Genomic DNA, 13,911 nt, shown 5'->3' on the forward strand with positions numbered 1-13,911 from the left:
TCTTGGGTTAAAAATATCCTTGTTGTTTTCTTTTTTCCATTGCGGCTTCCGAACGTTTGTCATCTATTCGTGCGCCACGTTCTGATATGGTCGATTGTCTAATTTCTTGCACTACCGAAGCAATGTCATACGCACTTGATAGTACTGCCGCCGTACAACTCATGTCGCCAACAGTTCTGAATCGAATGACACGTTCTTCTGTTTTTTCATATTCTTCTCTGTAAACGACCTCATCATTTGCAGACCATATTAAACCATCTCTAAGAAACGTTGCTCTTGTGTGTGCAAAATAGATAGAAGGAATTTCGATGCGTTCTTTTTCAATGTAACTCCACACATCTAGTTCCGTCCAATTTGATATTGGAAATACACGTACATTTTGACCTAGATTGATTTTACCATTTAGCATATCAAATACTTCTGGTCGTTGATTTTTTTCATCCCATTGTCCAAAATCGTCTCGTACAGAGAAGATTCGTTCTTTGGCTCTTGCTTTTTCTTCATCTCTTCTAGCGCCACCAATACATGCATCAAAACCGAATTCTTCTATTGCATCTAATAAGGTTTCTGTTTGTAACATATTTCGACTTGCATATTTCCCTGTTTCTTCCGTTACTTTTCCTGCATCAATATTGTCTTGCACATTTCGCACAATTAGTTTTAGCCCTAATTCTTGAACTAATTTGTCACGAAATTCAATCGTTTCAGGGAAGTTGTGACCTGTATCAATATGCATTAACGGAAACGGAATTTTTGCTGGAAAAAATGCTTTTTGAGCCAATCTGACCAACGTAATGGAATCTTTTCCTCCAGAAAATAACAATACAGGTTTTTCAAATTGTGCAACCACTTCTCTGAAAATATGTATCGCTTCGCTTTCTAATATGTTTGTTTGTAATACTTTCGTACTCATGTTTTTTATCTTATGAATGTAATCCACATTCTCTGTTTTCTAATACTTTTGTTGGGTCGAAATAGTTAAATTCGTTTGGAATTTGGTACAATTCTAAATAGTTGTCTAATTCAACATCTGACCAATGATAGAATGGACTTACTTTTAAAACGCCATCTTTTCCGTATGATACAATATCTATTGAATCTCTAAAAGCTGTTTGTCCTTTTCGTAGGTTTGTAAACCAAATATTTGGTTTGTGAAATTCCATCGCACGCTTAAAAGGTTCTAATTTTACTTGTTCCGTAAATAGTTGATGTTTTTCATCAGTGACATCAGGAATTCCTAGTACTATATCTCGGTGAGCCGAAGTTTGTTTCGGCACGTATAAATCTATTTGTAATGCAAGTTGTTTTATTAACGTTTCTGCATGTTTATAGGTGTTTGGCGTATTGTAACCTGTATCGCACCAAATAACTTCTATATCTGATTTCACTTGTGTACAGGCATGTAAAATTGCACCTTCATACGGTCTAAAGTTTGTTGTTACAACCGCTTTTTCTCCTTGTGCTAACGCCCACAATATGATTTCTTTAGGCGTTTTTTCACGTAACGCTTTGTTTATTTCTTGAATGTCTTGCTCCATTTTTATTTACCCCATTTTATACTATTCCAAATTCTCTCATGAAAAAAATACAGTATCATTTTTGTAACCATTTCTACCGAACCAATTGCAAAAGCCACAGTTAGTGTACCTGTAATCAGCCAAGAAATTAATACAGTATCTAGCGTACCTATTAATCTCCAACTAATTGATTTCACTAAACTTCGCAACGGTTTTTCAGAATTTACATCTGTTTTATAATCGCTTTTGTTTCTAATTATTTGGTTAAAAATCATTTTATCTTTTTATTAAAATACTATTAGCCTATAGACTTAGTAGATTATTTGACAAATATATTTGTTTTTTATTCTCAACACTACCTTTTTTCAAAAAATATTATGTTTCTTTAGTTTTGTTATTACAGTAATTAATTTTCTAGTGCTTGCTTTACATCTTCTATAATATCATGCACATTTTCCAATCCTACAGAAATACGGATTAAACCATCCGTAATACTTGTTTCCAATCTGTCTTCTTCAGAAAGTTTGCTATGTGTTGTAGATGCTGGATGCGTTACAATACTACGCGTATCTCCTAAGTTTGCCGATAGTGAACACATTTGGATGCTGTTTAGAAATTTTCTTCCTGCATTGATACCGCCTTTTACTTCAAACGCAACTACATTTCCTCCTAATTTCATTTGCTTTTTTGCGATTTTATATTGTGGATGCGATGTTAGAAAAGGATATTTTACCCAATTTACTTTTGAATTATTTTCTAAGAATTCTGCAACTTTTAATGCATTTTCACAATGTTTGTCAACACGAACAGCTAGAGTCTCTAAACTTTTGGATAGCATCCACGCATTGAAAGGTGATAATGCTGGACCAGTATTTCTAGCAAATAGATAGATTTCTCTGATTAAAGCTGCTCTTCCTACCGTAACGCCTCCTAATACACGACCTTGTCCGTCAATGAGTTTAGTGGCAGAATGAATTACTAAATCTGCTCCAAATTGTATTGGTTGTTGTAAATATGGTGTTGCAAAACAATTGTCTACAATGAAGATTAGATTGTGCTTTTTGGCAATTGCACCTAAAATTTCTAAATCTAAAATATCAACTGCCGGATTTGTAGGCGATTCTGCATATAATACTTTTGTATTTGGCTGAATTAATGATTCAATTTTGTCTACTTCGTTTACTTTGAAATAACTTGTTTCGATATTCCATTTTGGTAAAAACTTCGTGAATAAACTATTGGTTGAACCAAAAATTGATCTTGATGACACAATATGATCTCCACTATTGAGTAATGCCGCAAAGGTTGAAAATACCGCTGACATTCCTGTTGCGAATGCGTGACCGTCTTCCGCACCTTCCATTTTGCAAATTTTAGAAACAAATTCAGACGTGTTCGGATTTGTAAATCGGCTGTAAATGTTACGTTCTTTTTCTTCCGCAAAGGAAGCACGCATATCTTCTGCGTCTTCAAATATAAAACTTGAGGTTAGGTATAGTGGACTTGAGTGTTCTAAAAAGGCAGAGCGTTCAAGTTGCGTTCTAATTGCCTGTGTTTCTATATGTTCTGTATATTGTGAGTTCATTTTTTTTTACTACTTGTTGCTTGTTTTCTGTTGATTTGTTTGCATTATCTCGACTGCACTCGATGTGACTCTTACTTGTTAAGTTGTTTATACTGCTTTTAATTTCAATACTTAAATTCCTAAACTTCTAATTTTGTTGATTTGTGTTTTGTTGATTTGCTTTCTATTTTTTTTAAACTAGTAAACTTATCAACTCATAAACTTTCTAGCAGTTATAATTTGATATCATAATTTTTCCGTTAATCGTAAAATATCTCCAAAAACACCTCTTGCTGTTACTACTGCTCCTGCGCCTGCACCTTGAATTACCAATGGTTGTGTTGCATACGCTTCTGTGTAAATTTCAAAGATAGAATCCGAACCTTTTATTTGTCCTAATGCGCTATTTTGTGGTACAGAAATCAATTTTACTTCTAAGATTCCTGTTGCTGTTGATAAGTCGCCAACATAACGTAAGACATGATTTTCTTCCTGATTTGCTTTGATGAGTTTATAGGTTTTGTCCAATTCGGTTACTTTCTTTTTAAATGCTTCCAACGAAATGTGTTGCAAATCGTTTGGCAATAAGTTTTGAATTGTAATGTCTGATAGTTCATGTTTTAAATCGAGTTCTCTGGCAAGGATTAATAGCTTTCGTGCTACGTCATTTCCTGATAAATCTTCGCGTGCATCAGGTTCTGTAAATCCTTTTTCTTCTGCTTGTTGTAATACTGCACTAAACGGAATTTCTTCCACCGAAAACGTATTAAACAAATAACTTAACGATCCTGAAAATACACCGCGAATTTTCTTAATATTTTCGCCAGACTTGTGCAATAATTTTATAGTATCAATTAATGGTAAACCTGCTCCTACATTGGTTTCGTACAAATAGTTTTTTTGATGTTTTTTCAGTTGCGTACGCAATTCTTCATAGAATGAATAGGCAACCGTATTTGCAATTTTATTTGCCGAAACCAAATCAAAGCCATTATTAACTAAAGGTATATAATTATGTACAAACTCTTTACTTGCCGTTGCATCAACTGCAATGAGATTTTCCAAGTGATGTGCTTTTGCGTACGCTATAATTTGTTGTAATGTATACGCTATTTTTTCATGCTGAAATGCGGTTTTCCAGTCGTCAGCAATTCCGCTTTTATCTAAATATACATGTTTTGAATCTGCCACAGCAAATACATTTAACTTGATATTATTTTTGTCTAAAATAGCCTGCTTGCTTTTGATAATTTGATCTAATAATGTTCCACCAACCAAACCTTTCCCAAAAACGGCAATGTTTACTTTTTTTGAAATTCCGAAAACCTGACCGTGAATTACATTTGCGGCTTTGTGTAGCTGTGATTTTTTGACAACTAAACTCACATTTTTTCCTGAAACTGTATTATTGAACAGAATTGGAATAATTTGATTTTTGATTAACGCTGTGTATGGTTTGTGAAATTCGCTTAAATCTTGCCCAACTATTGAAATGACAGCGACATCATCAATGATAGATATTTTGTTGACATCTTTCGTGTAAAAATCATTTTCAAACTCTCGCTCCAAAGCTACAACTGCTTTGGAAGCTTCGTCTACATTAATGACAACTCCAATTCCACGTTCGGATGAACCTTGCGAAATTATACTTACGTTAATGTTGTTTTCGCCTAAGGTTTTAAAAATTCGTGCATCAACTCCAACTCTACCGAGCAAACCTCTTCCTTCTAAATTGACCAACGCTACATTGTCCATTACTGAAATTGATTTGATACCTTTTCTAGTAACTTTTTGAGTGATAATTGTTCCATTATCTGAACTATTAAATGTGTTCAAAATTCGTAATGGAATGTTCTTTTCAATTAATGGAACTATTGTCTTTGCATGCAAAATATTAGCGCCAAAGTTTGCCAATTCGTTAGCTTCATTGAACGATAAAGCTTCTATTTTTTTGGCATCTGAAACCAATTCAGGGTTCGCTGTAAAAATTCCGTCTACATGCGTGTAATTTTGTAATTCTTCTGCATCTAAAAAATTCGCTAATAAAGCTGCAGTGTAATTACTTCCATTTCTACCTAAAGTTGTTGTTTCATTTTTTTGGTTGGAGCCAATAAATCCCGTTACAATATTGACAGTAGTTCCATTGTGTGATTTAAAATGATTGATAATATTCTTTCTTGATATTACATCTAAAAGACGCGCATTTCCAAACGCATTGTCCGTTTTAATTAATTTGCGTGTATCTGTAAAATGTGCATTAACGCCTTCTTTTTTCAGTAAACTTGTTACTAATTTTGCTGCTATAATTTCACCTTGCGACAACACTTGATCTTTTATTTTCTCACTATAATCACCGAGTAAAGAAACGCCTTGAAATAGATTTTCTAAGGTTGTAAATTCTTCTAAAAAATCTAACGATCTATCTATTTGACTTTGATAAGACGTAAACGCAGACAATTGTTCGTGGTACGATTCTTTTCGTGATGCTTTTTCTAACATTTCTAACAATTCATCCGTAGCATTTCCACGCGCCGATAATACTACAGCAATATCTTCTTGCTGTATTGCTTTGTCTTTTATGATTTGAATTGCGGTTTTAATCCCTTTTCCGTTCGCAAGTGATTTTCCACCAAATTTTAAAATTTTCATGTCTTTTCTTTTTCTTTCTTTTTCTTTACACCTTTGATATGATTGGTACGCTGAATATATTTTTTAGTAATAAACTTAGTTGTTCGTATTCTATTAAAAAAGCATCGTGTCCGTGAATGGAATCAATTTCATCATAATAAATATTTGATTTAATGTGCTTCAAACGTTCATACGTTTCTCTATTTTCATCTGCTGTAAAAAATACATCTGTCGTAATACTAATGATGTGAATTGTTGATGAAATAGTTGGCACTACTTTTTCTAAAGGCTCGCGTCCTCTTGTAATATCAATAGTTTTCAATAGTCGATTCATTAATTTGTAAGCTGCTAATTGAAAACGCGTTTGTAACTTTTCCCCATGATGCAACAACCAACTTTCTGTATTAAAGATATTTTTTTCAGTATTTCGCGTCCGCTGAAATTTTGTCTTTAAGGAAAAAGGCGTTCGGTAACACAACATGGCATGAATTCGTGCATCTTGAATTGGCTGATTGGAGTTTTCTAAAATTCGTTCTTGCAAGAAACAATTTGCAATTAACCAATCAGAAGACTTCCAGTCGGAAGCAATCGGAATTAAATTTTGTATCAAATTCGGTTCTAATATTGCAATTTCCCATGCAATTCCGCCACCTAACGATCCGCCAATTGCGGCAAAAAGTGTATTGATTTTTAAATGTTCTAAACCTCTGATGAAGATTTTTGCAATATCTCTCGCAACAAAATCTTTATAATTTTTAATGAGCTCCGATTCTTTCAAAAATCCATTTCCAGGAATATCAAAACTTACTACACGAAAATGATTTGTATCGATACATTTTTCTGGACCAATTAAAGTTTTCCACCAACCATTTTCACCTGTAACTTCTGAGTTTCCAGTGAGCGCATGATTCACCAATACAATAGGTGCGTCTGGATTATCCGTTCCAAAAAACTGATAACTCAGCTGTAAGCTCGGATAGTACGCGCCACTTTCCGTGAAAAAATCTGTAATGGTAATATGTGCAATACTTTTTCCCATGGCTTATTTATGATGCTGAAATTCCTGCTGTTATGTTTTCAAATACAGTTTGTAAATCGGCTTTTAAGTCTTCTACATCTTCCAAACCAACTGATAAACGAATTAAATCTTGTGTTACACCTGTAGACGTTTGTTGTTCTGCTGTTAGTTGTTGATGTGTTGTGCTTGCTGGATGAATGATTAATGATTTTGTATCACCAATATTTGCTAAAAGTGAAAAGACTTTCGTTTCATCTGCAATTCGTTTTGCGGCTTCGAATCCGGCTTTGATTCCGAAAGTGACAATTCCGCTTTGTCCTTTTGATAAATATTTTTCAGCTAAAGCTTTGTAATTACTTGTTTCTAATCCTGGATAATTTACCCACGCAACTGCTTTTTGTGTTTGCAACCATTTTGCTAATTCTAAGGCATTTTCACTATGTTGTTTGATACGAATTGGCAATGTTTCTAATCCTTGAATAATTTGAAACGCGTTGAAAGGGCTTAATGCTGAACCAAAATCACGCAATCCTTCAATACGAACTTTGGCAATAAAAGCCGCTTCTTTTAGGGCTTCGCTATAAACTAAACCATGATAACCTGCTGATGGTTCTGTAAATTCTGGGAATTTTCCATTGGTCCAATCAAACGTTCCTGCGTCAATAATAGCACCACCTAAAGCAGTTCCGTTTCCGTTAATGTATTTTGTGAGTGAGTGAATAACAATGTTTGCGCCGTACTTGATAGGATTTAGTAAATATGGTGTGGCAATTGTGTTGTCAACAATAAGTGGAAGTTTATTTGCTTTGGCTTGTGCCGAAATTGCTTCGATGTCTAAAACATCTAGTTTTGGATTTCCTAATGATTCAATAAAAACAGCTCTTGTGTTTTCTTTTACAGCATCATTGAAACTATTTTCTTCATTCGGATCAACAAAAGTAGTAGTGATTCCGAGTCTTGGTAAGGTTACATTGAGTAAGTTGTACGTTCCGCCATATAAACTATTTGATGCTACAATATGATCGCCTGCTCTTAGTAATGTTAGAAGCGTTGTTGCAATGGCGGCAGTTCCTGAAGCGGTAACTACGGCGGCTATTCCACCTTCCAAAGCCGCTAAACGTTGTTCTAAAATATCATTTGTTGGATTGTTGATTCTGGTGTAAATATTTCCAGGTTCCGCTAATGAAAATAAATTTGATGCATGATCCGAGTTGTTGAATACATATGCTGTAGATTGATAAATTGGGACTGCTCTTGTTCCTCCGTTCTGAGTTGTGTCGTGTCCTGAATGTAATGCTTTTGTTGCGAATTTTTGTGTGCTCATTTTTTCTGTTTTTATGTTTTATTTTCTTTTTAGCTATTGGCTTTTAGTTTGTTGATTTGATGATTTGCTTTTTGTTGATTTGATGATTTGTTTGATTCCTGTTTTTCAACCAAATAAAAAGGTCCCTTTGGAAGTGTATTACCAAAAGGACCTTTTTTTTCTAAAAACGATAAATGGGTTAGTATCTATCAGGAACTTTTCGATAATAGCGAAGTTGACTACAGCACATCATGCACATAGTCATCATACAACACATTGTCATTGTTGTTTTGATTTCCGCTATTTGAAAAATTCTATTCATTTGGTTTTTTGAAAAAAAAATTAACTTAAAATATAATCATGAAAAAAGCCTCTGCAATTGCAGAGGCTTATATTGTGGATGTTACTTTTATAAAGTTTAACGTACTACAATGGTGTCTCTGCGGCATTTCTGCTACACATCATACAACACATCATATCTGAAACTTTAGTGAACATTTCTCGTCTTTGTTTGGTACAAAGGTAAAGTGATTATTATTTAATATCCAAATGTTTTTCAAAAAAAAATTGTTTTTTAACACTTTTACCGTCAAATATTAATTTATATTTTTTTGTTGTTCGTATGTAAGTAGATTTTCATACATTTGCACCTGATTTTGAGGAAAAATTTGAACTGATTGCAACCTCATGTGCTGAACTTGTTTCAGTACCTAGTTTATAATTTATAGACTAGATTCTGAAGTAAATTCAGAATATTAAAAAATGCTAAAGCAGTAATTTTCTACTTCTTTAGCCGACCAAGCAATCACTTTTTAGTTTTCCAACTTTATAATTTTTAAAAAGAAGATTTATTATGTCATATTTTTTTACCTCTGAGTCTGTTTCAGAAGGACATCCAGACAAAGTAGCAGATCAAATTTCTGATGCTTTAATTGATAATTTTTTAGCATTCGATCCTGAGTCAAAAGTAGCTTGTGAAACGTTGGTAACAACTGGTCAAGTTATCTTAGCTGGTGAAGTTAAATCGAACACTTATTTAGACGTTCAAAAGATTGCAAGAGAAGTAGTTAACAGAATTGGCTATACGAAAAGTGAATACATGTTTGATGGAAATTCTTGTGGTGTTTTATCTGCAATTCATGAGCAATCTGACGACATTAATAGAGGTGTTGACAGAGCTACGAAAGAAGAGCAAGGAGCTGGTGATCAGGGAATGATGTTTGGTTATGCTACGAAAGAAACTGCTAACTTAATGCCTTTGGCGTTGGATTTATCACATTTAATGTTGATTGAATTGGCGGCGTTGCGTAGAGAAAATAAAGATATTACGTATTTACGTCCAGATGCGAAGAGTCAGGTAACAATTGAGTATGATAATAATAATGTTCCTTCACGAGTAGAAGCGATTGTTATTTCTACTCAACATGATGATTTTGCTGATGATGAAACAATGTTAGCAAAGATTCGTAAAGATATTGTTGAGATTTTAATTCCTAGAGTGAAGTCAAAATTAACTCCAGAAATTCAAGCTTTATTTGGTGATGATATTAAATATCACATCAATCCAACAGGAAAATTTGTTATCGGTGGACCACATGGAGATACAGGTTTAACAGGAAGAAAAATTATTGTGGATACCTACGGTGGAAAAGGTGCACACGGTGGTGGAGCTTTCTCAGGAAAAGACCCTAGTAAGGTAGATAGAAGTGCCGCGTATGCAACACGTCACGTAGCGAAAAACTTAGTTGCGGCTGGCGTTGCTGATGAAATTTTAGTGCAAGTTTCGTATGCAATTGGAGTTGTAGAACCAATGGGGATTTTTGTTGATACGTATGGAACTGCAAAAGTAAACAAGACTGATGGAGAGATTGCAAAAATTGTTTCTGAAGTATTTGATATGCGTCCTGCAGCAATTGAAAGTCGTTTAAAGTTACGTACACCAATGTATAGTGAAACGGCGGCTTACGGACATATGGGACGTAAAAACGAAATTGTTACAAAAACATTCGTTACACCAAATGGAGAAAGCAAAACGTTAGACGTTGAGTTATTTACTTGGGAAAAATTAGATTACGTAGACAATGTAAAATCAGCTTTCGGATTGTAAGATTCTAAGAGTAGTTATATATTTAGAAAACCGCTTTCAGCTTATGGAAGCGGTTTTTTTGTAGCGTATTTTAAATTAAAATTATCCTTTCAAAACTCCATTATCATTCCATAAGTTAGCCGTAGTTACATTTGTTAAATCAAATGATGCTGAAACCCATGACCCATCAATTTTTTGTGCTTCACAATTAAGTGTAACTGTAATATTAGAGCTAGTTAATTTCCAACTTCCGCCAGGTTGAAAACCATCTTGAGGTTGATAGCCTGCAGCTATTTCTAAATTCCCAGTATTATTCCATACATCTGGATTTACAAGGTTTGTAAGATTCAAGGTTGTAGCGTTATTACTTCCATTTCCATCTTGAGCGTCGCAAGCAAGTGTTACCGTTATATTTCTACACGTTTGTTGATAACTGCCTAAAGGTAGAAATCCAATAGTTGGACTACTTGGCTGTGTTGCTGATTTTTGATCTTGAGCTTGTCTATTTGTAATTACTCGGATTGAAGAAGCATCTGGAATTGGTTCATTATTTGTAGTTGTTCCACAATATTCAAAATTTCCCCCTGAAGACTGTACATTTGTTGCAATTCTAATTGGCGTACCACTTGGTGGAATTACTTCTACAGTGTAAGCCGTAATTGGCACTCCACTACTCCCTGTTAAAACTCCTGTTACTTTTACTGCTGCATTGTATATGCTTGCGCTAGTTATACTTACTGTTGGCATAATTTCTAATTTTTTCTTTCCTACTCTATTCAATACGGGCTTTTCGGATATCGCCTTTGTCAAAAAGAATAGTGTAGCTACTGAATTAATGTATTTCTTATTGACAATTCAAAGTTGAAGAATAAGTAGGTTTGATATGAAAAAAATGAAATGAAGTGATGGTTTTGAGGCATTAAATCAAAAATATATGGAATAAGAAATTACATACTACTCGCAATTCGCATTATAAAATGCTAGCAAGTCCGAAAGATTCATTCTACTTCGTTGTACTTTTTCTGAGAATTTTTCACGGAAAGCATCACACTTATCCAATTCATTTAATAATCTTGTGAAATCGCTTTGGTTTCGAACATATCCATGAAAAGAATCGCTCACAACAAACGGAATGTTTGGCATTCGTGTAGGATTATGATGGTATAATTTTACCTTTCCAGTATTTATTATAATATCCATCAATGTGTATGATATAGGGTTATCAGGAGTTAACATGACTAATTCTTCCACATAAAAACTTCCGTTTTTTCGATAACGATGTACTTGATATGCTTCATCATATCCGTACGTTAATTTTTCGCCATTGGCTTTTACTACTTTTATGTTTCCTATTTTATTGAATCCTCTCGAAAGTCGGATCTTTTTGCCATAAATTGTGTCTTTGTTTTTTAGGATCACAAAACTATTTTCAAAGGTATTTTGTTCTTGAGTATTTAACGTTGTAGCACACGCGCATATTAAAAAGAATATGCTTGTTATTACTATTATTTTGAGAATGACGCGGTAATTACTCAAGATTTTACTCACAATTTGTATTATAAAATTGAATTAATTTTTCAATATGTTTTTTACGACGTTGTTTGTTGTTGTTGAATTTCTCTCGAAAAGCTTTACACTTATCAAGTTGCTTCAAGAATTTTTTATAGCTACGTTTATAAGCGTAACCATAAAAAATGTCGCTTACTACAAATGGACGATCTGCCCATTGACCAGAATCATTATAATAGAGTTTTACTTTTCCTTGGTTGATACTCATATCCATGATTTCATATGAATTTTCGTCCTGCTTAAATTCTTTTACAAGTTCGTAAACGCTTTTTTTACCTTTTCTATTAAATTTATGTAGTTGATATACTTCGTTAAAACCATACGTCAATTTTTCTTCATTCTCTTTCACTACAGTAATCCGACCTAGTTTGTAGAACCATCTGATGTTTTTTATTTTCTCACCATAAATCGTGTCTTTGTTTTTTAAAATGATAAAGTCTTGTTGTTCAACTGTTAAATTTTGTGCAGTAACTTTCCATGAAAAATTTAACAAAAGAACAATACAACTTGTGCATATAAATTTTAGAATGAAACTCTTTTTCATAGGTTTCTAATTAGGATTAGTTAAAATTACGAAAGATAATTGCGCAAAAACATACGATGTTTTGCGTAGATTTGATTTGTGTTAAAAATCGTATTTTAGAAATCATTACATTCAAGCTATATCCATGAAATTCAATTTAAAGAAGTCCATAGCAGTATTAAGTAATACGCCTAAAACGCTGCATACATTATTAAATAGTTTGTCTGACGATTGGTTGCTCACTAATGAAGGCGAAAACACGTGGAGTCCATATGATATTATAGGTCATTTGATTCATGGCGAAAAAACAGATTGGATTGTTCGAACTAAAATTATTTTGTCTGATGACGAATCTAAAATTTTTGAATCGTTTGACAGATTTGCGCAAGAACAGGAAAACAACGGAAAAACCGTTCAAGAATTGTTAGCAGAATTTACACAACTTCGAAAGCAAAATTTAGAAATATTAGCACAGCTACAAATCACCGAAAATGATTTCCTGAAAACTGGCATACATCCAGAATTGGGCGAAATCAATTTAAAACAATTGTTAGCCACTTGGACAGTTCATGATTTGGGACATATTGCACAAATAGCAAGAGTTATGGCAAAACAATATGCTACTGAAGTTGGGCCTTGGAATGCGTATTTAGGAATTTTAAAAAGCTAAAAAAGAAATACTTTTATGACTAAAAAAACGAATTGGGGAATTATCGGTTTAGGAAAAATTGCTAACAAATTTGCCGCAGATTTACAACTTTCTGAAACTTCAACATTGTATGGAGTTGCTTCTCGATCTTTGGAAAAAGCAACCGAATTTGCTACAAAATACAATGCAAAAAAAACATTTAATTCGTATGAAGCACTTGTACATGATTCAGAAATTGATGTCATTTATATTGCAACACCACATACATTCCATTTTGAAAATACCATGTTATGTTTACGAAATAACAAAGCTGTTTTATGTGAAAAACCTATGGGAATCAATTCCACGCAAGTGAAAAAAATGATTGCAGAAGCAACAACCAAAAAGCTGTTTTTAATGGAAGCCGTTTGGACACGATTTATGCCTGCTATTGAAAAAGTAATGGAACTAATTGATAAAAAAGTAATTGGTGAAATTACCAGTATTCGGGCTGATTTCGGCTTTCGAAGTGAATTCAATGCAGAAAGTCGTTTGTTCAATAAAGCACTTGGCGGCGGCACATTATTAGACATTGGCATCTACCCTATTTTCTTAAGTTTAGTCGTATTGGGAATTCCAACAAATATAAACGCAATGGCACGAATGACACCTACAAATGTTGATCGTTTTTGTGCCATGTTATTCGATTATGAAAATGGAGAAAAAGCAATTTTAGAATCTTCTTTTGAGGCAAATACACCAACAGAAGCTTATATTCATGGAACAAAAGGTACTCTAAAAATTCATCGTCAATTCCATCAGCCAACTGCAATTACACTTTACAAAAATGATCAAGAAACTGTCATTGAACTTCCATTTACTGGAAACGGCTATTTTCATGAAATTGAAGAAGTAAACGCCTGTATTCGTGATGGAAAAACTGAAAGTTCAAAATTACCGTTGGCATTTAGCGAACAATTAATTCAAATTATTGATCGTGTAAAATCTGAAATTGGTTTGACCTACATGTAGTCATTCAATAACAATTATTCAACATATAATTAAACACGTTCAG

13 protein-coding genes are annotated in these 13,911 nt (G+C 33.6%); 3 read left to right on the top strand and 10 right to left on the bottom strand.

Features of this window, described 5'->3' with window-relative positions; translation table 11 throughout:
* Positions 1-7: 7 nt before the first annotated feature.
* From cysD to ACQ654_RS09460, 7 genes are all read right to left on the bottom strand, one after another.
* Positions 8-913, bottom strand: coding sequence for a sulfate adenylyltransferase subunit CysD (cysD, locus tag ACQ654_RS09430; RefSeq protein WP_430410075.1), 906 nt, complete (start codon positions 911-913; stop codon positions 8-10).
* 10 nt (positions 914-923) lie between these two features.
* The gene (locus ACQ654_RS09435) at positions 924-1,538 is read right to left on the bottom strand and encodes a phosphoadenosine phosphosulfate reductase family protein (protein WP_430410076.1); all 615 of its coding nucleotides are present in this window, start codon (positions 1,536-1,538) and stop codon (positions 924-926) included.
* A gap of 2 nt (positions 1,539-1,540) precedes the next feature.
* Entirely contained in the window at positions 1,541-1,792 is a 252-nt protein-coding gene (locus tag ACQ654_RS09440) for a DUF2061 domain-containing protein (RefSeq protein ID WP_430410077.1), read from the bottom strand.
* A 131-nt stretch (positions 1,793-1,923) separates the two neighbouring features.
* Entirely contained in the window at positions 1,924-3,102 is a 1,179-nt protein-coding gene (locus ACQ654_RS09445; protein WP_430410078.1) for a trans-sulfuration enzyme family protein, read from the bottom strand.
* Positions 3,103-3,327: 225 nt separating this feature from the next.
* Positions 3,328-5,730 (bottom strand): bifunctional aspartate kinase/homoserine dehydrogenase I, encoded by a 2,403-nt coding sequence (gene thrA / locus ACQ654_RS09450; protein WP_430410079.1) that lies wholly within the window; start codon positions 5,728-5,730, stop codon positions 3,328-3,330.
* 25 nt (positions 5,731-5,755) lie between these two features.
* Complete coding sequence (locus ACQ654_RS09455) at positions 5,756-6,748, bottom strand: alpha/beta fold hydrolase (RefSeq protein WP_430410080.1); 993 nt, start codon at positions 6,746-6,748, stop codon at positions 5,756-5,758.
* Positions 6,749-6,755: 7 nt separating this feature from the next.
* Positions 6,756-8,051 (bottom strand): O-acetylhomoserine aminocarboxypropyltransferase/cysteine synthase family protein, encoded by a 1,296-nt coding sequence (locus ACQ654_RS09460; protein ID WP_430410081.1) that lies wholly within the window; start codon positions 8,049-8,051, stop codon positions 6,756-6,758.
* A gap of 832 nt (positions 8,052-8,883) precedes the next feature.
* Between ACQ654_RS09460 and metK the strand changes: the two genes are divergently transcribed.
* Positions 8,884-10,137 carry a methionine adenosyltransferase gene (gene metK / locus ACQ654_RS09465; protein ID WP_430410082.1) on the top strand — a complete coding sequence of 418 codons (1,254 nt, stop codon included), beginning with the start codon at positions 8,884-8,886 and terminating at the stop codon, positions 10,135-10,137.
* A gap of 81 nt (positions 10,138-10,218) precedes the next feature.
* On the opposite strand, the gene ACQ654_RS09470 is transcribed toward metK, so the two are convergent.
* From ACQ654_RS09470 to ACQ654_RS09480, 3 genes are all read right to left on the bottom strand, one after another.
* On the bottom strand, positions 10,219-10,863 hold the full coding sequence (locus tag ACQ654_RS09470; protein WP_430410083.1) for a hypothetical protein: 645 nt from the start codon (positions 10,861-10,863) through the stop codon (positions 10,219-10,221).
* Positions 10,864-11,070: 207 nt separating this feature from the next.
* Entirely contained in the window at positions 11,071-11,535 is a 465-nt protein-coding gene (locus ACQ654_RS09475) for a hypothetical protein (protein WP_430410084.1), read from the bottom strand.
* 121 nt (positions 11,536-11,656) lie between these two features.
* Positions 11,657-12,229: a hypothetical protein gene (locus ACQ654_RS09480; RefSeq protein ID WP_430410085.1), complete on the bottom strand. Its 573-nt coding sequence runs from the start codon at positions 12,227-12,229 to the stop codon at positions 11,657-11,659.
* A gap of 124 nt (positions 12,230-12,353) precedes the next feature.
* Here ACQ654_RS09480 and ACQ654_RS09485 point away from each other — a divergent pair, with 124 nt between their 5' ends.
* Complete coding sequence (locus tag ACQ654_RS09485) at positions 12,354-12,878, top strand: DinB family protein (protein ID WP_430410086.1); 525 nt, start codon at positions 12,354-12,356, stop codon at positions 12,876-12,878.
* Between the two features lie 15 nt (positions 12,879-12,893).
* Positions 12,894-13,868: a Gfo/Idh/MocA family protein gene (locus ACQ654_RS09490; protein WP_430410087.1), complete on the top strand. Its 975-nt coding sequence runs from the start codon at positions 12,894-12,896 to the stop codon at positions 13,866-13,868.
* Positions 13,869-13,911 lie beyond the last annotated feature (43 nt).

The organism is Kordia sp., from assembly GCF_965283645.1.
Classification (GTDB): Bacteria; Bacteroidota; Bacteroidia; order Flavobacteriales; family Flavobacteriaceae; genus Kordia.

What these genes read in the sequence shown, in the direction of transcription:
- cysD (WP_430410075.1), bottom strand. Translation starts at nt 913, where the DNA reads ATGAGTACGAAAGTATTACAAACAAACATATTAGAAAGCGAAGCGATA.
- ACQ654_RS09435 (WP_430410076.1), bottom strand. Translation starts at nt 1,538, where the DNA reads ATGGAGCAAGACATTCAAGAAATAAACAAAGCGTTACGTGAAAAAACG.
- ACQ654_RS09440 (WP_430410077.1), bottom strand. Translation starts at nt 1,792, where the DNA reads ATGATTTTTAACCAAATAATTAGAAACAAAAGCGATTATAAAACAGAT.
- ACQ654_RS09445 (WP_430410078.1), bottom strand. Translation starts at nt 3,102, where the DNA reads ATGAACTCACAATATACAGAACATATAGAAACACAGGCAATTAGAACG.
- thrA (WP_430410079.1), bottom strand. Translation starts at nt 5,730, where the DNA reads ATGAAAATTTTAAAATTTGGTGGAAAATCACTTGCGAACGGAAAAGGG.
- ACQ654_RS09455 (WP_430410080.1), bottom strand. Translation starts at nt 6,748, where the DNA reads ATGGGAAAAAGTATTGCACATATTACCATTACAGATTTTTTCACGGAA.
- ACQ654_RS09460 (WP_430410081.1), bottom strand. Translation starts at nt 8,051, where the DNA reads ATGAGCACACAAAAATTCGCAACAAAAGCATTACATTCAGGACACGAC.
- metK (WP_430410082.1), top strand. Translation starts at nt 8,884, where the DNA reads ATGTCATATTTTTTTACCTCTGAGTCTGTTTCAGAAGGACATCCAGAC.
- ACQ654_RS09470 (WP_430410083.1), bottom strand. Translation starts at nt 10,863, where the DNA reads ATGCCAACAGTAAGTATAACTAGCGCAAGCATATACAATGCAGCAGTA.
- ACQ654_RS09480 (WP_430410085.1), bottom strand. Translation starts at nt 12,229, where the DNA reads ATGAAAAAGAGTTTCATTCTAAAATTTATATGCACAAGTTGTATTGTT.
- ACQ654_RS09485 (WP_430410086.1), top strand. Translation starts at nt 12,354, where the DNA reads ATGAAATTCAATTTAAAGAAGTCCATAGCAGTATTAAGTAATACGCCT.
- ACQ654_RS09490 (WP_430410087.1), top strand. Translation starts at nt 12,894, where the DNA reads ATGACTAAAAAAACGAATTGGGGAATTATCGGTTTAGGAAAAATTGCT.